Origin of the sequence: Georgenia sp. TF02-10, assembly GCF_022759505.1 — a bacterium.
Lineage (GTDB): Bacteria > Actinomycetota > Actinomycetes > Actinomycetales > Actinomycetaceae > TF02-10.
This window is the reverse complement of record NZ_CP094289.1, coordinates 3708329-3728831: the sequence shown is the minus strand read 5'-3', so window position 1 is coordinate 3728831 and position 20503 is coordinate 3708329. Positions and strand designations below refer to the sequence as shown.

The following is a 20503-nucleotide window of genomic DNA, read 5'->3' as shown; positions in this document are numbered from 1 at the left end:
CCGCCACCTGAAAGCCTGATCGAGCCGCCCCGCTGCCGCCTCGGGCCCAGGTCGAGAATCTGCTGCCTCCCTTTGTCGGACGGCGGGCCGGCCCAGCTCCGCCAAAGGTCGGAACCGGGGGGCAGGTGGAGCCGAAGCGGTAACGACGCGCGGGCTACCGTGGCCTGCGTGCCACGCCGACGCATCGACCCCGCCGCCGGGATGGCCGCGCTGAAGAGCTGGGCCGCCGCCCACGACCAGGGGGACGAGGCACCCGCGACCGTCGTCCGCACCGCGGTGCGGTTCACCCTCGAGGAGCTCGCCACCAGCTCGCCCGGCAACGCCGTGGAGGTCCGCGTCCCGCCCGCCGGGGCCGTCCAGGCGCTGCCCGGCCCCCGGCACACCCGCGGCACGCCGCCCAACGTGGTGGAGACGGACCCGCAGACCTGGCTCGCCCTGGCCACCGGGCGGCTGGCGTGGGCTGACGCCGTCGCCGCCGGCCGGGTGGTCGCCTCCGGCGCCCGGGCCGACCTCGACGGCGTCCTGCCGCTGCTGACCCGGTTAGGTTGATCGGGTGAGCGATCTCGAGCGGCCCGACGGCGACCCGGCCCCGGCCGAGCCCCCGGCGCCCGCATCCGCGGTGGACCGGTCAGCCGCCGGGCAGGCGGCCGCGGCGCCGACGGTGGTGCCAAGCGCGGAGAGCCAGACGGGCGCGCCGAGCCGGGCGGGCGCACCGGGCCGGGCTGGTACGCCTGGCCAAGGTGAAGCGCCGGGCCAGCCGGACGCGCCGGGCGAGGCTGCGTACCCGGGCGAACCGGCGGAGCCGACCACGCACCGCATCCTCGACGTCGTAGACCCGGCGACCGTGCGCCACGCCCCCCGTCTCGGTCGGTTCATCTTCACCGGGGTCGTGCTCGGCGCCGTGGTCTCCCTCACCCTGGTCCTGCTCACGCCGCCGGCAGCGGTGGGGCGCAGTGCCCTGTTCTGGCTGGTGTTCCTCTCCCTGGGGGCGGTCGGCGGGCTGGCCGGTGCCGCCGTCGGCGTCGCGGCCGACCGGCGGTCCTGGCGGCGGGTCCGCCGGCCGGCCCGCACGGTTCCCGACGAGACGCCGGGGGACGAGCGCACGGCCCGCGAGGTCGCCGTCGACGACGGCCCTGCCGCCGAGCACGCCGTGGACGAGGGCGCGGTCGACAGTCCTGCGCGTGCGGGCACCGTCGACGACGGCCCTGCGGGTGCGGGCGCCGTCGACGAGAGGTCAAGGGACGAGGTGCCAGCGACGGAGGACCCCGCGAGCCGAGGGACTAGTCAGGGCGCGGCGGCGCCTCGCGCGCCCGGAGCGGACCCGGCAGGACCGGGCACCGGGTCGCACCCGGCGACGTGACGACCACCCTGCTACCACTTGGTGGCGGAGCCTAGAGCTCGTCACCGCCGGTGCTGACCGGCGGTCAGAGCCAGTCCTTGCGCTTGAAGATCACGTAGGCCACCAGGCAGGCGGCGACCATGAGCGCCACCGCCCACGGGTAGCCGAGCGTCCAGTGCAGCTCGGGCATGACGTCGAAGTTCATGCCGTAGACGGAGCTGACCAGGGTGGGGGCGAAGAGGATCGCGGCCCAGGCGGAGATGCGCTTCATCTGCTCGCCCTGGGCCACCGACGTCTCGGTCAGGCGCTTGGTCTCCTCGTTCTGCCGCTGCCCCACCAGGGTCGCGTTGACGGTGAGGATGTTCTGCAGCAGCGCGTGGAACCCGTCGGCACGCTCGCTGACCCGGGTGACGTGGTCCGCGACGTCACGCAGGTGGCGCTTGAGCTCGGTGTGCCCCGGGTGCCTGCTCGTCGTCCCGGCCGGGACGGCGTCCCCGCCGGGCAGGGCCTGGAGCACGTCGCCCAGGGGGTCGATGGAGCGCTGGAACCCGATCACCTCCCGGAAGAGGGCGTAGATGCGCCGGGACACGGCCGGGTCGCCGCCGAAGACCTCGTCCTCGATCTCGTCGATGTCGTTCTGCAGGCCAGCCACCACCGGGGCGTACTCGTCCACGACCTCGTCCAGGATCGCGTACAGCACCGCCTCCGGCCCCAGGCGCAGCAGCTCGGGCTGGTCCTCCATCCGCCGCCGGACCCGGCCGAGGTCCGGGCACTCGGCGTGCCGGATCGTGACGACGAAGTCGGCGCCGGTGAAGACGTGCAGCTCGCCGAGCTCCAGGCGCTCCTCGGCCTCCAGGTAGCGCACCGCCCGGAGCACCGTGAACAGCACGTCCCCGTAGCGCTCCACCTTCGGGCGCTGGTGGGCGGCGATGGCGTCGTCCACGGCCAGGTAGTGGATGCCGAACTCACGGGCGACGGCGTCCAGCTCGGACCGGTCCGGGCGGTACAGATCGATCCACGCCATGCCGTGAACCTCGTCCATGACGTCGAAGGCGAGGTCCAGCGACCCGGGCTCGGCGTGCCGGCGCCCGTCCACGTACACGGCGTTGTCCACCACGGTCATCCGGGCCTCACCTTCTCGGCGTCGTGCGCAGTCTAGGCGGGCCGGCGCGGGCGGCGGCCGGGCCGGTCAGGGGCGGCCCGGCCGGGGCTGAGATGCTGCCGACCATGGGTGCACGGGGTGAGTCACCGGACGGACCGGTCTCGTGGGCGGCGGCGGCGTGAGCGCCGGCGCGCTGGTCCTGGTCGTCGCCGCGGTCGTCCTCGGCTGCGTCCTGCAGCGCACCAGCGGGATGGGCACCGGCCTCGTGCTCTCCCCGACGCTCGCGCTCGTCATCGGCCCGGTGCCCGGGGTGCTCCTGACCAACGCGACCACCGTCGTCTCGGCCCTCCTCCTCACCCTCGCGGTCCGGGCCGACGTCGACTGGCGCCGGTACGCCGCCGTCGCCCCGCTCGTCCTGGTCGGGTCGGTGCCGGCGGCGCTGCTCGTGCGCGTCGTGGACCGCGGCTGGCTCGAGGTGGTCATCGGCGCGGTGGTGCTGCTCGCGCTGGCCGGCGCCGTCGTCATGCGCGGCGTGCCGTACCTGCCCGGCCGGCTGCCCGGGCTCCTCGCCGGCGCGGTGGGCGGGTTCCTGAACACCACCGTCGGGGTGGCCGCGCCGGCGATGCTCGTCTATGCCCAGGCCACCCGGTGGGAGCAGCGCTCGTTCGCCGCCACGCTCCAGCCGCTCTTCCTCACCATGGGGGTGGTCTCGCTGGTCACCAAGGTGGCGCTGGGCGCGGCCGGGCCGGCCGGGCTGCCGCCGTGGTGGTTCGTCCTGACGGTGATGGCCGCCGTGCCGGTCGGCGTCGTCGCCGGCGGGTGGGTGGCGCGGCGAGTCTCCGCCCGCGCCGCCCGCCGGGTGGCCGGCGTCGTCGTGTCGGTCGGCGCGGTGAGCACGCTGGTGCGCGGGCTGCTCCGGCTGCTGGGGTAAGAGCCGTAAGGTGCCGGCGGCAGTCGTGAGGCGTGGGGCGCCGTCGGCAGGCGAGGGCAGGGACGCCGTCGGCAGGCGAGGGCAGGGACGCCGCCGACGGCGACCGGTGCCAGCCCGCGGTCCGCCCTGCCGCCGTCGGCGGGCGCTGTGCCACCATGGCCGGGTGGCACGCGGTGACGGACGGCTGACCCACGCGCTCGACCCGAGCGAGAAGGGGCCGCAGGACGAGTGCGGCGTCTTCGGCGTCTGGGCACCCGAGGAGGACGTCGCCCGGCTGACCTACTTCGGGATCTACGCCCTGCAGCACCGGGGCCAGGAGTCCGCCGGCATCGCCACCTCGGACGGGGAGAAGATCCTCGTCTACAAGGACATGGGCCTGGTCTCCCAGGTCTTCGACGACCGGGCGCTCAGTTCGCTGACCGGGCACATCGCCGTCGGGCACACCCGGTACTCCACCACCGGCGCCTCGGCCTGGGAGAACGCCCAGCCCACCCTGGGCCCGACCGCCACCGGCACGGTGGCGCTGGGCCACAACGGCAACCTGACCAACACCGAGAACCTGATGACGCTGGTGCAGGAGCGGTTCGGCAAGGACCTGCACGGGGAGCTCGGCCGCGGCTCCTCCACCGACACCGCCGTCGTCACCGCGCTGCTCGGCGGCGAGGCGCAGGCCGGGGACCGGCTGGAGGACGTCGCCGCCGAGGTGCTGCCGCTGCTCGAGGGCGCCTTCTCGCTGGTCTTCATGGACGAGCACACCCTTTACGCCGCCCGGGACCGGCACGGCTTCCGGCCCCTCGTCCTGGGCCGGCTCGAGCGCGGCTGGGCGGTGGCCTCCGAGACGGCGGCGCTGGACATCGTCGGGGCCTCCTTCATCCGGGAGGTCGAGCCGGGCGAGCTGCTCGTCATCGACGCCGACGGGCTGCGCTCCCGCCGGTTCGCCGAGCCCGACCCCCGTGGCTGCGTCTTCGAGTACGTCTACCTCGCCCGGCCGGACACCCAGATCGCGGGCCGCTCCGTCAACGCCTCGCGGACCGAGATGGGCCGGACGCTGGCCCGGGAGCACCCGGTCGCGGCCGACCTGGTCATCCCCACCCCTGACTCCGGCACCCCGGCCGCGATCGGGTACGCCCAGGAGGCCGGGATCCCGTTCGCGCAGGGGCTGGTGAAGAACAACTACGTGGGCCGGACGTTCATCCAGCCCACCGACACCATCCGCCAGCTCGGCATCCGGCTCAAGCTCAACCCGCTGCGCGAGGTCATCGCCGGCCGTCGGCTCGTCGTCGTCGACGACTCCATCGTCCGGGGCAACACCCAGCGCGCGCTGGTGCGGATGCTGCGCGAGGCCGGCGCCGCCGAGGTGCACGTGCGGATCTCCTCCCCGCCGGTGAAGTGGCCGTGCTTCTACGGCATCGACTTCGCCACCCGGGCCGAGCTCATCGCCAACGGGCTGAGCGTGGAGGAGATCCGGGACTCCCTCGGCGCGGACTCCCTGGGGTACATCTCGCTCGACGGCATGGTCGCCGCCACCACCATCCCGGCCGGGCGGCTGTGCACCGCCTGCTTCACCGGCGCCTACCCCGTCCCGATCAGCGGCGGCGCCACCGTCTCCGGCGCGGACGCGCCCACCATCCCCGACGCCGGCGACTCCCCGACGGCCGGGCCGGGGGTGCCGGGGGTGCCGGCCGAGGCGACCGGCGGGGTGCCGGCCGGTGGCGTGGTGCCGGCGGATGCCGCCGGCGAGGTGCCGGCTGGCGGGGTGTCGGCCGACGCCGCGGGCTGGCCCGTCCCCGCCGCCGAGGCCGCCTCGTGACCGGGCCGACCCCGCCCCTGACCTACGCCGCGGCCGGGGTGGACACCGCCGCCGGCGACCGCGCCGTCGAGCTCATGAAGGACGCCGTCCGGGCCACCCACACCACCGGCGTCCTCGGCGGCGTCGGCGGGTTCGCCGGGCTCGTCGACGTCTCCGCGCTGCGCGGCTACCGCCGGCCGCTGCTGGCCACCTCCACCGACGGCGTCGGCACCAAGGTCGCCGTCGCCCAGGCGCTGGACGTCCACGACACCATCGGCCAGGACCTCGTCGGGATGGTGGTGGACGACATCGTCGTCGTCGGTGCCCGGCCGCTGCTGATGACCGACTACATCGCCACCGGGCAGGTGGTCCCCGAGCGGGTCGCGGACATCGTCCGGGGCATCGCCACCGCGTGCGCCGCCGTCGGCGTCCCGCTGCTCGGCGGGGAGACCGCGGAGCACCCGGGGCTGCTCGGCCCGGCGGAGTACGACGTCGCCGGGGCGGCCACCGGCGTCGTCGAGGCCGACGACGTCCTCGGGGCCGAGCGGGTCCGGGCCGGTGACGTCGTGGTGGCGATGGCCGCCTCCGGGCTGCACGCCAACGGCTACTCCCTGGTCCGCCGCGTGGTCGCCGTCGCCGGCTGGGCGCTGGACCGCGACGTGCCCGAGCTCGGCCGCACCCTCGGCGCCGAGCTCCTCGAGCCCACCCGGCTGTACACCCCCGCCTGCCTGGACCTGATCGCCGCGGCGGAGGTCCACGCCCTCAGCCACGTCACCGGCGGCGGGCTGGCCGCCAACCTCGCCCGGGTGCTGCCGCCCGGCCTGGTGGCCGACGTCGACCGGGCGTCCTGGACCGTCCCGCCGGTGTTCGACCTGGTCCGGCGGCTCGGCAACGTCCCGTGGGCCGACCTCGAGGGCACGCTCAACCTGGGCGTCGGGATGGCCGCGGTGGTCGGCCCGGACAGCGTGGACGCCGCCCTCGCCGCCCTGGCCCGCCACGGCATCGACGCGTGGGTCCTCGGCACCGTCCGGGCTGAGGAGGCCGACGGCGACGGCGTCGGTGACCTGGTGCGGGGCACGAAGGGCGTCGACGGCGGGACCGTGCGGCTGCGCGGCGCCTACCGCACGGCCTGAGCCGAGGCAGCCGACGGCACTGCCTCGAGCGGAGCGGTGGACCGGCGGGCGCGCAGGCGGTCCACCGACCGCGCGCCTATCGTGAGGTCCACCCGTCGGACCAGCGCGAGGAGGAACCATGTCCCAGCCAGCACCGCAGGACCCGAGCCTGGGGGCCGAGCGGGCGCGGACCGAGGCGGAGATCGCCGCGGACACGCTCGCGAGCACCGAGGCCGACCCGGACGCGGGGGTGGACGCCGACGTCGACTCGAGCGGCGCCGTCGACACCAGCGGGGCCGTCGACACTAATGCGTCCGCGGGGGACGCCGACCGTGCCGCACGCCGGGACCGTGACCGGGACGAGGACGACCCGGCCGACCTGACCGGGCCGGGCGCGCCGATGCCCTGACGGCGGGCTGGGACGCGGGCACCGGCGGGGGCCTGCTCGAACCACAGGCACGGGTGCTCGTGAACTCAGACTCAGAGCCAGGCCTCACACCTGAGCCCGAGCCGCTGCGGCGTGCATCGTGTGTAGTCGTTTAAGCGCTTTCCCGCGCGGCGGAAAGCGCTTAAACGACTACACACGATGTCGTCGCATGGGCACGAGCCGCGACGGCCGCGACGGTCGCGCTGCGGCCGGCCAGCCCGCGCCCTCGGCTCAGCTCAGATCACCAGATCACTGCGGCGCGTGGTCACCGGGCCCGGCCGAACCTGTCCCAGTCGGCCTCGTCGTCCGTGGCCGGGGGGATCTCCGCGTCGTACTCACCGTCGTCTACGTCGTCGGCGGAACTCGACGTCAGCTCTCGCTCGAGAGCCCGGTAGTCGGTCTCGGGGCTGAAGTACTTCAGCTTGCGAGCGACCTTCGTCTGCTTGGCCTTCTGACGGCCGCGCCCCATGGCGTCGACCCCCTCCAACGTAGGACCGGGGCAGGCACCGGTCGGTGCGGCCCCGTGCGTGATCATCTGTTCGTAGGGGCAACGGTACATGGTCGCCCGGGCCCCCAGCCATTCCGGGCCGGGCGCCGACGCTGTGGGACGCATCTCGCCTGCACCGGAACCTACGCCGCATACGTCCCGATTGTCGGGACTATCGGCCCGGTCGTGCTGGCCCGGCGGATGGTTGCCTAGAGGTACGCGCCGGACGTCCCAGGGAGGCAAGCCATGCCCGAAGAGAGGGCCGAGCAGCTGCTCACGCCGTCGGAGGTGGCAGCCAGGTTCCGGGTAGACCCCAAGACGGTGACCCGGTGGGCGAACGCCGGGAAGATCTCCTCGATCCGGACGCTCGGCGGGCACCGTCGCTTCCGGCGGGCCGAGGTGGAGGACCTGCTGGTGGCCAGCGGGTTGACGGCCGGCGACGGCGGCCAGGCGGTCGTCGCCGGCGGCGCGGCTACCAACGGCGGGCCGGCCGCGCCGGACGTGGCCCACCGGGACAGCGCCTCCTGACGACGCCGCAGCCCCGGCCAGCGCACGCCGGCCCACGCAGGGGCCACCGCGCCCCGCCGGCCTCCGCCGCGCGCACCGGCCCCCGGCAGGGCCCACGGTGCGTCCTGGGCACAGCCGACCGAGCGTGCCAGGGGAGGCATTCGTCATCGCGTGCCGGCCCAGCCAGGGTCACCGAGCGTCCCGGCGGCCGCACCCGTCGTCGCGCGCCGACCTGCGCAGCGGTCACCGGGAGCGGCGCCACCTCAGGATCGTGAGCCCGACGGTCACCAGCACCCCGACGCCGACAGTCGCCAGCGCCTTGGGGTCGCGCTCCCGCACCGCGCCCACGAACGTGGCCGCCTGCTGCGTCGCGGCCTCCTTGACCGCATCCACCCGCCCCTTGACCTCCTCGACCTTCGCCCGCGGGTCCAGCCGGTCGGTCAGCTCGTCCACCGTGGAGGTCAGCTCCAGTCGGGTGCGGGCCAGGTCGGCCTCGATCTCCTCCGGCGTGCGACTGCCGGGCTGCTGCTCCATCGCGTGGCTCACCGCTGGATCCCCTTCTTCACCGCGTTGACGTCCTCCTTGAGGCCCTCCTGGGGCTTGGCCTCGACCTCCTTGGCGGCGTCGAGCCGCTTCTTCCCCAGCAGCGCCGCGATCCCCGCGACGATCAGGAGCACGACGCCGACGATCAGCGCGGAGAGCCAGGCCGGCAGCGCCGTCGCCAGGCCCAGGATGGCCGCGGCAAGCAGCACGCCGACGGCGTAGAGCGCGACGACGCCGGCCACGGCGAGGAAGGCCGCCCCCGTCCCGAGCCGCTTGCCCTTCTCGGTGAACTGGGTCTGGGCGAGCTGGATCTCGTCGCGGACGAGGCGGGAGAGCTGCTCGGAGAGCTGGGCGAAGAGCTCGCCGATGCTGCGGGTCTTGGGGGCGTCCACGAGCCGGGTCTCGGGCGGGGCGGGTGCCCCGGCCGGCGGGATGTCGTGCTCAGCGGATGTGCTCACCATCGTCTCCTCGTCCGCCCGTGGGCGGGTCGCTCCTGTGCCGGGCGCGCGCGCCCGGGGACATGATCGCGGTCTAGCCCTCGACGTGCACGTCAGCAGGGCCAGGCTTCCACGTTTCCGCCCCGGGCGGGCGGCGGCTCGCCGGTGCCTGCTCGCCGGTTCGCCGGTGCTCGCCGTCGGCTCGCGGGTGCTCGCCGTCGGCTCGCCGGTGCCTACTCGTCCGCGACCGCCTGCAGGACCGGGAGGGCGGCGGCCCGCGCGGCCGGGCCGAGGGAGGCGAGGACGCCGACGCCACCGGACACGGCGACCATGGTGGCGAGCAGGTCCCACGGGACCGCCAGCTCGGTGAGGCCCTGCTCGGCGAAGACGCTGGGCAGCGCCGCCGCGAGGCTCACCCCGACGGCGACGCCGAGCAGCGTGCCGAACACCGCCGTGAGCACCGCCTCGGTGGTGATCGTGGCGGCCAGCTGCAGCCGGCCCAGGCCCACGGCGCGCATCAGCCCGATCTCCCGGGTCCGCTCGATCACCGCCAGGGCGAGGGTGTTGACGATCCCGAGCACCGCGATGACCACGCTCAGGCCGAGCAGGGCGTAGAGGATGACCATCGCCTGGTCCACCTGCTCGGCCAGGGAGCTGGTCAGGTCCGCGGCGTCCTGCACCGTGAGGACAACGTAGGGAGCGGTGACCTCCTGCAGCGCTGCCCGCAGGTCCGCCGGGTCGGTGCCGTCGGTGCCGTCGACCAGGACGGCCAGCACGGTGGGCGCCGCGACCATGGACGCGAACCGGTCGGCGTCGGCGACTACCGGCGCGTCGAGGAGCCGGGAGTCGATGACCGCCGCGACCCGGACCGGCTGGGGGCCGTCCGGGCCGGGGACGGTCAACTCGTCCCCGACCGACCAGCCCTCGGCGGTGGCGGTGGTGCGGCTCACCGCCACCTCGCCGTCGGCCAGCCGGTCCAGGTCCCCGGCGACCACCTTCACCGCGATGGTGGCGCCGAAGGCGTCGGGGGGCAGGCCCAGGACGCGGCGGTTCTCCCGGGCGCCGCCCGGCCCGTCGACGGCGGCCACGCCGGCGGTGACGACGTCGGCCCGGCCCACCTGGGGCAGGCCGGCGACGGCGTCCGCGGCGGCCTCGGGGACGGTGAAGGTGGCGGACTGGACCCAGAAGTCGGCCCGGGACTCGGTGGCGACGATGGCGGAGGTGGAGGCGCGGGCCGAGTCGGCCAGCACCGCGCAGGCGCCGACCAGGGCCATGCCGATCATCAGCGCCCCGGCGGTGTTGGCGGTCCGGCGCGGGTTGCGCAGCACGTTCCCCCGGGCCAGCCGGCCCACCGGCCGCACCGCCTGGACGAGCGGCCAGGCCAGCGCGCCCACCACCCCGCGGGCCAGCACGGGGGAGACGGCCAGGACCCCGAGCAGGACCCCGGCCGCGCCCACCCCCAGCCACCGCCCGGCGTGCTCGGCGTCCGGCTGGACCGCCTGGACGACGGCGGCCACGCCCCCGACCAGCAGGACGGCGCCGACGCCGGCCCGCAGCCGGAGCGAGCGCTCGACGACGACCACGTCGTCGCGCATGGCCTCCACCGGCGGGGTGGTCGCGGCCCGCCGGGCGGGCAGGGCGGCGGCGAGGGCGGCGCTGCCGGTCCCCAGGGCCACCACGACGGCGGCCTGGCCGGCGGAGATAACGACGTCGCCGCCGAGGTCCATGCCCAGCCGGGCGAGCCACCAGCGGATCAGCGCGATCAGCCCGATCCCGCCGACGATGCCCACCGCCGAGCCCAGCGCCCCGACGACGGCGGCCTGCCCGACCACCGAGGCCAGCACCTGCCCGGGGCCGGCGCCGACGGCGCGGAGCAGGGCGAACTCCCGCTGCCGCTGGCGCACCGACATCGCGAAGGTGTTGGTGATCAGGAACCCGGCCACGAAGAGGGAGATGAGCGCGAAGACCAGCAGGAACGTGCCGAGGAAGCCGAGGAGCTGGTTGATCGCCTCGTTCGCCTCAGCGCGCACGTCCGCGCCGGTGGCTACCTCGACGTCGGGCCGGTCGGCGACGGCGGCCGCCAGGTCCGCCCGGACCGCTGCCGGGTCGGCGCCGTCGTCGAGGAAGACGGCTATCGAGGGCACCTGGCCGGCCGGGGCGAAGGCGGCCTCGCCGGTGGCGGGGTCGACCAGGACGAGAGTGGTGCCGACCATGGGGTTGCCGTAGGTCACCTCGCCGACGACGGTGACGTCGCGGACCGGGCCAGTGCCGACGATGACCTTGGTGGTGTCCCCGACCGCGAGCCCGGAGGCCTCCAGCGCGGTGGTCTCCAGGGCGACCTCGTCCGGCCCGGCCGGCGCCCGGCCCGCCAGGAGGGTGCCGGAGGGGTCGTCCTCGCGCAGCACCGACCCGAGCGAGGGTGCCTGGCCGTTGACGACCGCCTGGCCGTCGGCGCCGACGAGCACGACCGTGCCGAGCAGGTCCGGCACCGCCTGGGCCACGCCGTCGACGGCGGCCGCGGCGGGCACCAGGTCCAGCGGCACCGGTTCCCGGGGCTCGCCGAGGGCGTCCCGGGCGCCGCCGCTGGCGTTGTTCTCCGGGCCGCCCGGCCCGCCGGGGCCGCCGTCGCCGTCACCGGTGGTCGGGCCGCGGACGTAGAGGTCGCCCTGGGTGGTGGAGGCGACGATCGAGCCGAAGGTGTCCGCCAGCATCGCGCGGAGGGAGAAGGTGCCGGTGACGAAGGCGACGGCGAGGGTGACCGCCAGGACGCTCAGCAGGAAACGGACGACGTGGGCGCGGATCTCGCGGAGGGCGAGGCGCAGCATCACGCGCCGCCCAGACTGGGGGGCCGAGCGCGGCGGCCGCCGTCGGCGCCGGCCCCGGCGGCCGTGCTGACGCCGTCGACAGTGGCCCCACCCGCCGTCGGGCGACCACCATCGGGCGTGGCCGGTGCGTGGGCGCCGCCGCCACCCGCCGTCGGGCGGCCGCCGTCGACGCCGGTCCCGCCCGCCGTCGTCCGCTCGGCCCGCGCCGCGCCAAGGGCCCCGAGGGCGTCGAGGATGGCGGCGGCGTCGGGGTCGCGGAGCTCGCCCTCCAGGCGCCCGTCGCCGAGGAAGACCACCCGGTGGGCGTAGGCGGCGGCGGTCGGCTCGTGCGTCACCATGACCACCGACTGGCCGAGGGAGTCCACCGAGGTCCGCAGGAACCCCAGGACCTCCGCGGCGGCGGCGGAGTCGAGGTTGCCGGTGGGCTCGTCGGCGAAGACGACGGCCGGGGCGGCGATCAGCGCCCGCGCGCACGCCACCCGCTGCTGCTGCCCGCCGGAGAGCTCGCTCGGCCGGTGGCCCAGCCGGTCGGTCAGGTCCAGCGTGCGGACGATGAGGTCGAACCGGTCGCGGTCCACCGGACGGCGGGCGATCTCCAGCGGCAGGGTGATGTTCTCGGCGGCCGTCAGGGTGGGGACCAGGTTGTACGCCTGGAAGACGAACCCGATGCGGCGGCGCAGCCGGGTCAGCTGGCGCTGGTGCATCCCGGAGATCTCGACGCCGTCCACCACGATGCTGCCGGCGGTGGGGGAGTCCAGGCCGGCCATGCAGTGCATGAGGGTGGACTTGCCCGAGCCCGACGGGCCCATGACCGCGGTCAGCTCCCCCCGCGCCAGGTCCAGGTCCACCCCGTCCAGGGCGGTGACCAGGGTGTCCCCGGCGCCGTAGACCTTGGTCAGGCCGCGGACGCTGGCGATGGGCCCGGGCCGGGCGCCGTCGGCGGGCACGGGTGCGGGCCGCGGAGCGGGGGCGGGGGAGAGCGCGGTGGTGCCGCCGGCCTCCGCAGTGGACGACGCCGGCCGGGCGTCCGGGGACGCCGGGCGGGCGTCAGGGGCGGTGTGCTCGGCGCTGTGTCGGCCCATGGGTCGATTGTCAGTCAGGACCGCGCGTAGTGCCCGACCCCGGGCGGGTGAGGCCCTCTGGCCGAGGAGCGCTACCCGGGGGGCCGGGTGCCGAAGCCCCGTGGGTCAGGTGCCGAAACCTCGCCGGTCAGGTGCCGAAGCCGAGCCGGGTGCCGCGCTGGGCGCGGAGCCGGGCGCCCTTCTCCCGCGCGGCCTGGCGCAGCCCGTCCTGGTAGGTGACCATCGCGGCGCGCAGGCGGGCGGCGTCCGCGCCCTCCCCGGCGCCGAGGATCCGGGCGGCGAGCAGCCCGGCGTTGCGGGCCCCGCCGATGGAGACCGTGGCCACCGGCACCCCGGCCGGCATCTGCACGATGGAGAGCAGGGAGTCCAGCCCGTCCAGGTGCTGCAGCGGCACCGGCACCCCGATGACCGGCAGCGGGGTGACCGCGGCGAGCATGCCGGGCAGGTGCGCCGCCCCGCCCGCCCCGGCGATCAGCACCCGCAGCCCCCGGTCGGCGGCGGTGGCGCCGTAGTCGAGCATCTCGGCCGGCATGCGGTGGGCGGAGACGACGTCCACCTCAGTCTCGACGTCGAGGTCCGCGAGGGCCTCGGCGGCGTCCCGCATCACCGGCCAGTCCGAGTCCGAGCCCATCACGATCCCGACGACGGCGCCCACCACTGCCTCCCGCTCCCGGCCGGGCCCGTCCCGGCACTCCCGGCCCATCCTGGCACCGCCGACGACGGGCGTCCGTTGCGCGGGGCGCCGCCGGCAAACGCCCGGCGTGACGTGGCCGACGATCTAGGCCACAGCCGTCACCGCCCCGCACTCCGGCGGGGCGGACGTCTGTCGGCGCACGGGCTCACTTCACCAGACGGATCGTGAGCGGGTAGCGGTAACGCTGGCCGCGATTGGCGGCCACGACGGCGAGGATCACGAACACGACGGCGGCGAAGAAGTAGAGGAACAGCAACCCGCCGATTCCGAAAGTGACGATCGTGACGATCGTGAAGACCACCCCCAGGATCGCGATGGTGATGTTGAAGTTCAGCGCCTCCTTGGCCTGATCCTCGACGAAGGCGCCGCGGTCCTTCAGGACCAGGTAGGCGACGAGCGGGCCGAAGAGCGGGAACGGCAGGCTGCTCAGGTGGGTCAGGGTGGCCCACAGGCGCTGGTCGGCTTCGTTCATGACGGGGCGATCGCCCGGCTGGTAGCCGTGGCCGTACTGCTGGCCGTACGGGCCCTGGGCGCCGTAAGGGGGTTGCCCGTACGCCCGCTGACCGTACTGTCCCTGCTGGGACTGGCCGTACTGACCGTGGCCGTACTGACCTTGGCCGTACTGGCCCTCGGCGTACTGCTGGCCATAGTTGCCGCCCGCCGGCGGCTGGTTGTAGCCGGGCTGCCCCTGGTCGTAGGGCCGACCGTAGCCGGCCTGGCCGTACGGGCTCTCGCCTGCCTGGCCGTATTGGCCGGGTCCGTAGCCGGCCTGCGGCTGCCCGTACGGTGGGATGCCCTCGTGGCCGTGCGTCGGCTGCTCAGAACCGGCGGTGCCGTATCCCGAGTGCTCACCGCCCGCCGTGGCGCCCGCCTGGCCCTCCTTCTGCTCGGCCGACGCGGCGCCGTGCTGCTCGCCGGCGTCGTCACGGTCCTGACGCTGCTGATCGTCGGAGGGGGTGCCGCTCATCAGTGTCACCACTTCGGTTGGCCGGGCGGGCGCAGCTGGATACCAGCAGCCCGCAGTCGGACCCCAAGCGTACCGAGCATCGATATCAGGCGTCCGCCGGCCCGATGTGCCGGTTCGGGTGGCGGGGCGAGCGGTCCGCGACGGCGACTCACGTTAGGCCCGCCCCGCGGCCGGTGGCAGTTGCTGAAGAGCAGGAAGCCCCGCACCTGTGAGGTGCGGGGCTTGCGGTGGCTCCGACCGGCGTCGATCCGGTGACCTTTCGATTTTCAGTCGAACGCTCTACCAACTGAGCTACAGAGCCTTGACACGAAGGCCCGGTCACCAGACCGGGCATTCGTACCAGCGACCCCGACGGGACTTGAACCCGCGACCTCCGCCGTGACAGGGCGGCGCGCTAACCAGCTGCGCTACGGGGCCTCGTGAGAGGCATGGTGCCTGGTACTGCTGAACTTGTCCTGCTGTTGGTGCGTACCCCCAACGGGATTCGAACCCGTGCTACCGCCGTGAAAGGGCGGGGTCCTAGGCCGCTAGACGATGGGGGCCCGTGCTGGACGCCCGTGACGCCGGAGCGCCCCAAGACCTCGGACAGCATACGGTGCGGGGAGCCTGTGCCGCAAAAGTCCGCGGTTGTGCCGCTCCTCACGCGCCGGCCAGTGCTCTACCCAACCGCTGGGGCAGGATGGGGTGGTGGTCGACATGACGCGGGAGGCCTTCGAGGAGGCCGTCTCCGAAGCCCTGGATCTCATCCCGGCCGAGCTCGCGGCGCGGATGGACAACGTCGTCGTGCTCGTCGAGGAGGAGCCCACCGCCGACCAGCTCGCGGGCAGCGAGGAGGAGGACCTCCTCGGGATCTACGAGGGCACGCCCCTCACCGAGCGGGATGCGTGGTGGGCCGCCGGCTCGCTGCCGGACCGGATCACCATCTTCCGAGGCCCGACGCTGCGGATGTGCGAGAGCGAGGACGAGGTCGTGGAGGAGGTCGCGATCACCGTCGTCCACGAGGTCGCTCACCACTTCGGGATCGACGACGCCCGCCTCCACGCGCTCGGCTGGGCCTGAGGCTCCGGCCGGACCTGCCCTCTCGTTCGGACTCTCCGTCCGACTGACAGGTGGCCCTGCCGAGGGGCCGGAGCGCCGGACGCGGTGATGCTGCCGAGACCGGAACGTCGCCCCGGCGCCCGGCTCAGACGGGAGCGTCGGCGTCGGCGTCGGTGCCGTCGTCGGCACCCACGTCGGCCTCCGCGGCAGCGGTCTCCTCCACGCCGGTCGGACCGGGCCGGCCGGTCCCCTCAGCGGTGACGCGCCCGGCTTCCGGGGAGTCCTCGCTCGCGCCCGTGGACATGACCGTGCCCGAGCTGACCTCCACCATCGGCTCCGCCGCGCCCGCGCCCGCGCCGGCGGCGCCGTCGAAGGTCGGGAGCTGTATCCCGTCCGCGTCGTCCACCGGGGCGCGCAGCATCGTCGCGGTCGCCCACCCGCGAGCCAGCAGGTAGTGGTCGCTGCCGGGCTCGTCCTCGGCCTCGACGCTGGAGTAGGTGAGCTGGACGTGCCCGCTGCCCTTCTCCCGCACCCGGGCCTGCACCGCACCGAAGCTGGCCAGCGTGGCCGAGCGCAGACCGCGCAGCCGGTCCGGGGCGACGTCGGGCACGTTGATGTTGAGGATGCGCTCGTCCACCGGCCGGGCCGTCAGCCACTCCAGGGCCCGGTCGGTCACCTGTCCGGCGGTGTCCCAGTGCTGCGGCTTGCCCGAGGCGATCGAGACGGCCATCGCGCGGATCCCGTGGGCGGCGGCCGACAGCGCCGCCCCGACCGTCCCCGAGTGCAGCGTGGCCCGGCCGGTGTTCGCGCCCAGGTTGATGCCGCTCATGACGACGTCGGGCTTGGGCCCGAACGCGCCGAAGGCCGCCACGAACGTGATGAGCGCCGGCGCGGCCTTGACCGCGATGGACTCCACCTCGTCGGGCAGCCCGGGCGGCCGCTCGTCGACGAGGATCAGCTGGCCGTCCGCCTCCTGCCCGGTCAGTGCCGCCGAGGCACCGGAGTACTGCCGGTGCGGGGCGGCCACGACCACCTCGTGCCCCGCGTCGAGGGCAGACCGGGCGAGCACGGTCAGGCCGGGGGAGGCGATGCCATCGTCGTTGGTGACGAGAACCCGCACCGGGAACCAGCTCCTCTTCGGGTCGGACGGAGTGTCAGGACAGGGGTGTCAGGGCAGGTCGGTGATGGTGATGCGCCGGGCGAAGCGCTCGATCTGGTCCCGCCGGCCGGTGCCCAGCCCGCGCCGGGTGACGTTGAGCGCACCGGCCGCCGCGCCGAGCCGGAGCGCGTCGCTGATGGACAGCCCCCGGCCCAGCCCGACGGCGAGCCCGGCGGTCATGGAGTCCCCGGCGCCGCGGTGGTCCAGCGGCTTGATGACGGGGCCCTCGGCGAGGTGGGCGCCGTCGGGCTGGACGAGGAGCGCGGGGTGCTCGGCCCGGGACACCACCATCGCCCCGACCCCGTCGCCGACGAGGCGGGTTGCGGCCTCCTGCAACGAGGCCAGGTCCTCGCCGTCGGCCAGGCCGACGTCGGCGAGCTCCTCGTGGCTCATCTTCAGCACGGTCGGGCCGGCCTTGGCGGCGGCCAGGGCGGCCTCGCTGGACAGGTCGGCGACGACTGTGCAGTCGGCGGAGACCAGGTCCCGCACGACCCGCCCGAGGAAGCTCGCGGGCACGACGTCGGCCGGCTCGCCGCCGGTGACGACCAGGACGTCGGCGTCCAGGGCGTCCACCAGGACGGTGCCGTAGAGGTCGTCGAGCTCGTGCCGGTTCAGCGCGAAGGGCGGCATGTGCGCGACGGTGCGGCGGTCGTCCCCGCGGACGTCGTAGACGTAGGCGCCGTTGCCGCCGTTGTAGCTCACCCCGTGGACGGCGAGCTTGTCGGCCTGGAGCATCTGGGCGATGAGCGGGCCGATCTCCCCGCCGAACGGCCCGCACACCGTGACATCTGCCCCCAGGCTCAGCGCCATCCGGGCCACCCACAGCCCCTGCCCGCCCGGGTGCATGTGCAGCTCGGCCTGCTCGGGGGAGCGGCCCGGCAGGCCCTGGCTGTCGGCGATCTCGGCGACGAGCAGCGGCGTCGGGGCCAGCACGCAGATCCGCGGCCGGGGCGGCGCGTCGGACTCCTCCCGAAGGGTCCGGCGCCCCTCGCGGACCACCTCAGCAGGGGAGCTGCTCGTCATGGCGGGAGCGTAGGCCCGGCGGGTAGGCGGTGCGAGCCCGGTCCGGCTGGCCCATGCAGCCGACGGCGGCCGGGCTGGCGTCGATGGCCGGTGGACCCTCGGCCCGAGACGGGTGGACGTGCACGACCACACTCCTCCCGTCTCTCGTGACAGCGAACCTGCACGTGGCGGAGCGGTGACGGGCCGCCGCGGGCGCGCAGGCGAGGGCGCTGTGGTCGTCCGGCCGGGCCGAGCAGGACGGCGGCGACGACGACCCGTTCCGGTACCTGCTGATGCCCGTGACAGCTCTGCCGAAAGAAGTCCCTAGCCGGGCGGGTCCGGGAGCGGCACCATGGGCGGATGACGAGTCCCGCACCAGGCCAGCCGGGCCCCACCACCGCCCCGCCGGTCCGGATCATCGAAGGTCAGGCCGCGAGCGAGCGCGCCACCAAGGCCCTCGCCCAGTACTTCGCCGAGCTCGACGAACGCTTCGCCGGCGGGTTCGACCCCGCGCTGGTCGAGGCGGCCGACCCCGAGGACGTCACGCCCCCGCACGGGGACTTCCTGCTGCTGACCGAGCTCGGCACCGGCAAGCTGCTCGGCTGCGGCGGGGTCCGCAAGTTGCCCAGCGGCGACATCGAGCTGCGGCGGATGTGGCTGGTGCCCGACGCGCGCGGCCGCGGGCTGGGCCGGTTCCTGCTCCGTGCGCTGGAGAACCGCGCCCGCGCCCTCGGCGGCACGCGCCTGGTGCTCAGCGCCAACGAGGCCCTCGTCGAGGCGCTCGCGCTGTACCGCTCGGCGGGCTACACCCCCACCGAACCGTTCGAGGACAACCCCTACGTCCAGGTGTTCCTGGGCAAGGACCTGTGAGCAGCTGATCCTCCGCGGCGCGCCGCGTGCCGGTGGCCGCGCGGGTCGGTCAGCGCGGGTGGCTGCCGGGACAGCACACTCGGCCGGCGCCCAGCCGCACTGCCTAGCCTTGCCCCATGACGATCGACCCGATCCAGGACCCGGTGGACGCGCTCGAGGTCACCCTGTGGGTGGCCGGCGGCGTCTTCGTCGGGCTGGTCGCCTCCTACCTCGTCACCGGCGTCCTCCGCGTCGTGGCCCGTCGGCGGCCGGTGGCCGGGATCATCGTCCGGCGCGGGCGCCGGCCCATCCAGGCCATCCTCGTCGTCCTCGGGGCCTGGGCGGCGCTGGTGCTGGCCACCCCGCTCGCCGCGGGTCTGCGGGAGGCGCCCTGGCGGGCGGCGGCCCAGCACATCCTGCTCATCCTGCTCATCGCCGGGGCGACCTGGTTCCTCGCCCAGATGGTCCGGGTGCTGGAGGACGCCACCCTCGCGCACATGCGCTCGACCGGGACGGAGCAGAGCGACCGCGGCCGCCGGGTGCAGACCCAGGCCCAGGTGCTCCGCCGGTTCGGGGTCGCCGTCGTCGTCATCCTCGGCGTTGCCGGCGCCCTGCTCACCTTCCCCGGTGCGCGGGCGGCCGGCGCGAGCCTGCTGGCCTCTGCCGGCATCGTCTCCGTCGTCGCCGGCCTCGCGGCGCAGACCACCCTGGGCAACCTCTTCGCCGGGCTGCAGCTGGCCTTCACCGACGCGCTCCGGGTGGACGACGTCGTCATCGTCGAGGGGCAGTTCGGGCACGTCGAGGAGATCACCCTGACCTACGTCGTCGTCCGGCTGTGGGACGACCGCCGGATGATCATGCCCTCGACGTTCTTCACCACCACCCCGTTCGAGAACTGGACCCGGCAGGCCCCGGCCCTGCTCGGGACGGTGGACCTGGACCTGGACTGGCGGGTGCCGGTCCCGGCCATGCGGATCGAGCTCGAGCGGATCCTGGCGGCGACCGACATGTGGGACCACCGGCTGGGGATCCTGCAGGTCAACGACGCCGTGAGCGGGCTGGTGCGGGTCCGCGCCCTGGTCTCGGCGAAGGACGCGCCCACGCTGTCGGACCTGCGCAACTACGTCCGCGAGCACCTGGTCGACTGGGTGCAAACGCACGCGCCGTACGCCCTGCCCCGGCGCCGGATCGAGGAGCAGGACGTCGTCACGGTCCGGCACGACGCCGAGGAGCTGCTGCACGGCGAGATCGCCCAGGAGCTCAAGGAGCTGACTGCGCTCGACGGCGCCCCGGAGCCGCCGGACACCCTGGAGGTGGCGCAGCGGCCCGAGGACCCCGACGCCCGGCGCGAGCGGATGGCCGCGGCCCGGCGTGCGCGGCGGCGCGCGGCCCGGGCCGACCGGCGCCGCTCCAAGGAGGGCGGCAGCCGGCTCGGTCGGCCCGGTGCTGCCGAGCGGCGGCCGCAGCCATCGACCGAGGCGACGACGGTGCTGGACATGTCCGAGCTCGGCCTGGACGACAGGGAGGACCACGCGACGACCGGGAGCACGGTGGGCGGGGCCGGCGGCACGGCGGCCGGGAGCGGTGGCGCGGGGGCAGGCCGGGACACCGCGCCGCCCCCGGACCGCGACCCGACGCGCCCGCGCAGCGCTGCCGCCCAGCCGCGGCGCACCTCCCTCCGCGGCCGAGTCGGTCAGGCGCCGCCGGCGACCCCGGCGGAGACGACGGCGCGGACCACGAGCGCGGGGCACGAGGCGAGCGTCTTCACCGGCTCCCGGGAGGCGGAGGAGCGGGCCCGGGCGTTCACCGGTCCGGGGCCGCGGGACCAGGAGGAACGAGAGGAGACGGTCGAGCGACGGCGGGTGGAGGGCACGGCTGCCGCCTCGCCCGCCGGGGCGCCGCACGGCGCCACCGCGGGCAACTCCCCGGTCCCCGCCGACGCAGCGGACGCGGGCCATCCCACCGAGACGCCCGATCCACGTCACCCCGTCGACACCGCCCACCGTGCCGGCATGGGGGGTGCGTCCGACGACACCCTCGTCGCCGACGGTCCCGCGGGCGACCGGCGCCGGACCCGCACGGACAATGCGCGCCCAGCACCACCTGCCGGCGACGACCAGACCCGCGAGCTGTTCGGGAAGGACGCCAGCCCGGACAAGGTCGACGACGTCGGCCATGCCGACGACGACGCCCCCTGACGGACGACGACGCAC

General features: G+C 75.2%; 19 protein-coding genes, 3 tRNA genes and 1 pseudogene. 10 read left to right on the top strand and 13 right to left on the bottom strand.

Annotated elements, in window-relative coordinates; all coding sequences use genetic code 11:
• The first annotated feature begins 201 nt into the window (after positions 1-201).
• Together MF406_RS17010 and MF406_RS17005 are read left to right on the top strand one after the other, a co-directional pair.
• Positions 202-549 carry a sterol carrier family protein gene (locus MF406_RS17010; RefSeq protein WP_242897861.1) on the top strand — a complete coding sequence of 116 codons (348 nt, stop codon included), beginning with the start codon at positions 202-204 and terminating at the stop codon, positions 547-549.
• A 295-nt stretch (positions 550-844) separates the two neighbouring features.
• On the top strand, positions 845-1360 hold the full coding sequence (locus MF406_RS17005) for a hypothetical protein (protein WP_242895786.1): 516 nt from the start codon (positions 845-847) through the stop codon (positions 1358-1360).
• 64 nt (positions 1361-1424) lie between these two features.
• Here the strand turns inward: MF406_RS17005 and MF406_RS17000 are convergent, their stop codons facing one another.
• A complete protein-coding gene (locus MF406_RS17000) occupies positions 1425-2462 on the bottom strand; it encodes a magnesium and cobalt transport protein CorA (RefSeq protein ID WP_242895785.1) in 1038 nt (345 codons plus the stop codon).
• Between the two features lie 157 nt (positions 2463-2619).
• Here MF406_RS17000 and MF406_RS16995 point away from each other — a divergent pair, with 157 nt between their 5' ends.
• The 4 genes from MF406_RS16995 to MF406_RS16980 all read left to right on the top strand — a co-directional run bounded on the left by MF406_RS16995 (position 2620) and on the right by MF406_RS16980 (position 6682).
• Positions 2620-3372, top strand: coding sequence for a sulfite exporter TauE/SafE family protein (locus tag MF406_RS16995; protein ID WP_242895784.1), 753 nt, complete (start codon positions 2620-2622; stop codon positions 3370-3372).
• 163 nt (positions 3373-3535) lie between these two features.
• Positions 3536-5182 (top strand): amidophosphoribosyltransferase, encoded by a 1647-nt coding sequence (gene purF / locus MF406_RS16990; protein ID WP_242895783.1) that lies wholly within the window; start codon positions 3536-3538, stop codon positions 5180-5182.
• Positions 5179-6294, top strand: coding sequence for a phosphoribosylformylglycinamidine cyclo-ligase (gene purM / locus MF406_RS16985; RefSeq protein ID WP_242895782.1), 1116 nt, complete (start codon positions 5179-5181; stop codon positions 6292-6294). The genes purF and purM overlap by 4 nt, the downstream gene beginning before the upstream one ends.
• 118 nt (positions 6295-6412) lie before the next feature.
• Positions 6413-6682, top strand: coding sequence for a hypothetical protein (locus MF406_RS16980; protein ID WP_242895781.1), 270 nt, complete (start codon positions 6413-6415; stop codon positions 6680-6682).
• Positions 6683-6965: 283 nt separating this feature from the next.
• Here MF406_RS16980 and MF406_RS16975 read toward each other — a convergent pair whose 3' ends face one another.
• Positions 6966-7169, bottom strand: a complete 204-nt coding sequence (locus tag MF406_RS16975) for a DUF3073 domain-containing protein (RefSeq protein ID WP_242895780.1) — start codon at positions 7167-7169, stop codon at positions 6966-6968.
• Between the two features lie 264 nt (positions 7170-7433).
• Between MF406_RS16975 and MF406_RS16970 the strand changes: the two genes are divergently transcribed.
• Entirely contained in the window at positions 7434-7715 is a 282-nt protein-coding gene (locus tag MF406_RS16970) for a BldC family transcriptional regulator (RefSeq protein ID WP_242895779.1), read from the top strand.
• A 222-nt stretch (positions 7716-7937) separates the two neighbouring features.
• Here MF406_RS16970 and MF406_RS16965 read toward each other — a convergent pair whose 3' ends face one another.
• From MF406_RS16965 to MF406_RS16925, 9 genes and pseudogenes are all read right to left on the bottom strand, one after another.
• A complete protein-coding gene (locus tag MF406_RS16965; protein ID WP_242895778.1) occupies positions 7938-8240 on the bottom strand; it encodes a DUF3618 domain-containing protein in 303 nt (100 codons plus the stop codon).
• The gene (locus MF406_RS16960) at positions 8237-8695 is read right to left on the bottom strand and encodes a phage holin family protein (protein WP_242895777.1); all 459 of its coding nucleotides are present in this window, start codon (positions 8693-8695) and stop codon (positions 8237-8239) included. Before MF406_RS16960 ends, MF406_RS16965 begins: the two co-directional genes overlap by 4 nt.
• Positions 8696-8907: 212 nt before the next feature.
• Entirely contained in the window at positions 8908-11499 is a 2592-nt protein-coding gene (locus MF406_RS16955) for an ABC transporter permease (RefSeq protein WP_242897860.1), read from the bottom strand.
• A gap of 203 nt (positions 11500-11702) precedes the next feature.
• Positions 11703-12581 (bottom strand): annotated as a pseudogene (locus MF406_RS16950) (ABC transporter ATP-binding protein); the annotation flags it as partial.
• Positions 12582-12708: 127 nt separating this feature from the next.
• Complete coding sequence (gene purE / locus MF406_RS16945; RefSeq protein ID WP_242895776.1) at positions 12709-13284, bottom strand: 5-(carboxyamino)imidazole ribonucleotide mutase; 576 nt, start codon at positions 13282-13284, stop codon at positions 12709-12711.
• A gap of 136 nt (positions 13285-13420) precedes the next feature.
• Positions 13421-14242 (bottom strand): DUF4870 domain-containing protein, encoded by an 822-nt coding sequence (locus tag MF406_RS16940; protein ID WP_242895775.1) that lies wholly within the window; start codon positions 14240-14242, stop codon positions 13421-13423.
• A 228-nt stretch (positions 14243-14470) separates the two neighbouring features.
• Positions 14471-14543: transfer RNA gene (locus MF406_RS16935), tRNA-Phe, on the bottom strand.
• A gap of 42 nt (positions 14544-14585) precedes the next feature.
• A tRNA-Asp gene (locus tag MF406_RS16930) sits at positions 14586-14659 on the bottom strand.
• Positions 14660-14711: 52 nt separating this feature from the next.
• Positions 14712-14784 (bottom strand) — tRNA-Glu (locus MF406_RS16925).
• A gap of 154 nt (positions 14785-14938) precedes the next feature.
• Here MF406_RS16925 and MF406_RS16920 point away from each other — a divergent pair.
• On the top strand, positions 14939-15301 hold the full coding sequence (locus tag MF406_RS16920) for a metallopeptidase family protein (protein WP_242897859.1): 363 nt from the start codon (positions 14939-14941) through the stop codon (positions 15299-15301).
• Positions 15302-15425: 124 nt separating this feature from the next.
• Here the strand turns inward: MF406_RS16920 and surE are convergent, their stop codons facing one another.
• Both surE and MF406_RS16910 read right to left on the bottom strand, forming a co-directional pair.
• A complete protein-coding gene (gene surE, locus MF406_RS16915) occupies positions 15426-16400 on the bottom strand; it encodes a 5'/3'-nucleotidase SurE (protein ID WP_242895774.1) in 975 nt (324 codons plus the stop codon).
• A 48-nt stretch (positions 16401-16448) separates the two neighbouring features.
• The gene (locus MF406_RS16910) at positions 16449-17462 is read right to left on the bottom strand and encodes a 1-phosphofructokinase family hexose kinase (protein WP_242895773.1); all 1014 of its coding nucleotides are present in this window, start codon (positions 17460-17462) and stop codon (positions 16449-16451) included.
• Between the two features lie 339 nt (positions 17463-17801).
• On the opposite strand from MF406_RS16910, the gene MF406_RS16905 reads away from it, so the two are divergent.
• Both MF406_RS16905 and MF406_RS16900 read left to right on the top strand, forming a co-directional pair.
• Positions 17802-18311: a GNAT family N-acetyltransferase gene (locus MF406_RS16905; protein ID WP_242895772.1), complete on the top strand. Its 510-nt coding sequence runs from the start codon at positions 17802-17804 to the stop codon at positions 18309-18311.
• Positions 18312-18427: 116 nt separating this feature from the next.
• Positions 18428-20488 (top strand): mechanosensitive ion channel domain-containing protein, encoded by a 2061-nt coding sequence (locus MF406_RS16900; RefSeq protein WP_242895771.1) that lies wholly within the window; start codon positions 18428-18430, stop codon positions 20486-20488.
• The last annotated feature ends 15 nt before the right edge of the window (positions 20489-20503 follow it).

Bases quoted from the DNA above. Each gene is read 5' to 3' on its own strand.
- MF406_RS17010 (WP_242897861.1), top strand. From the start codon at position 202: ATGGCCGCGCTGAAGAGCTGGGCCGCCGCCCACGACCAGGGGGACGAG.
- MF406_RS17000 (WP_242895785.1), bottom strand. From the start codon at position 2,462: ATGACCGTGGTGGACAACGCCGTGTACGTGGACGGGCGCCGGCACGCC.
- MF406_RS16980 (WP_242895781.1), top strand. From the start codon at position 6,413: ATGTCCCAGCCAGCACCGCAGGACCCGAGCCTGGGGGCCGAGCGGGCG.
- MF406_RS16975 (WP_242895780.1), bottom strand. From the start codon at position 7,169: ATGGGGCGCGGCCGTCAGAAGGCCAAGCAGACGAAGGTCGCTCGCAAG.
- MF406_RS16970 (WP_242895779.1), top strand. From the start codon at position 7,434: ATGCCCGAAGAGAGGGCCGAGCAGCTGCTCACGCCGTCGGAGGTGGCA.
- MF406_RS16955 (WP_242897860.1), bottom strand. From the start codon at position 11,499: ATGCTGCGCCTCGCCCTCCGCGAGATCCGCGCCCACGTCGTCCGTTTC.
- purE (WP_242895776.1), bottom strand. From the start codon at position 13,284: ATGGGCCGGGAGTGCCGGGACGGGCCCGGCCGGGAGCGGGAGGCAGTG.
- MF406_RS16940 (WP_242895775.1), bottom strand. From the start codon at position 14,242: ATGAGCGGCACCCCCTCCGACGATCAGCAGCGTCAGGACCGTGACGAC.
- MF406_RS16920 (WP_242897859.1), top strand. From the start codon at position 14,939: ATGACGCGGGAGGCCTTCGAGGAGGCCGTCTCCGAAGCCCTGGATCTC.
- MF406_RS16910 (WP_242895773.1), bottom strand. From the start codon at position 17,462: ATGACGAGCAGCTCCCCTGCTGAGGTGGTCCGCGAGGGGCGCCGGACC.
- MF406_RS16905 (WP_242895772.1), top strand. From the start codon at position 17,802: ATGACGAGTCCCGCACCAGGCCAGCCGGGCCCCACCACCGCCCCGCCG.
- MF406_RS16900 (WP_242895771.1), top strand. From the start codon at position 18,428: ATGACGATCGACCCGATCCAGGACCCGGTGGACGCGCTCGAGGTCACC.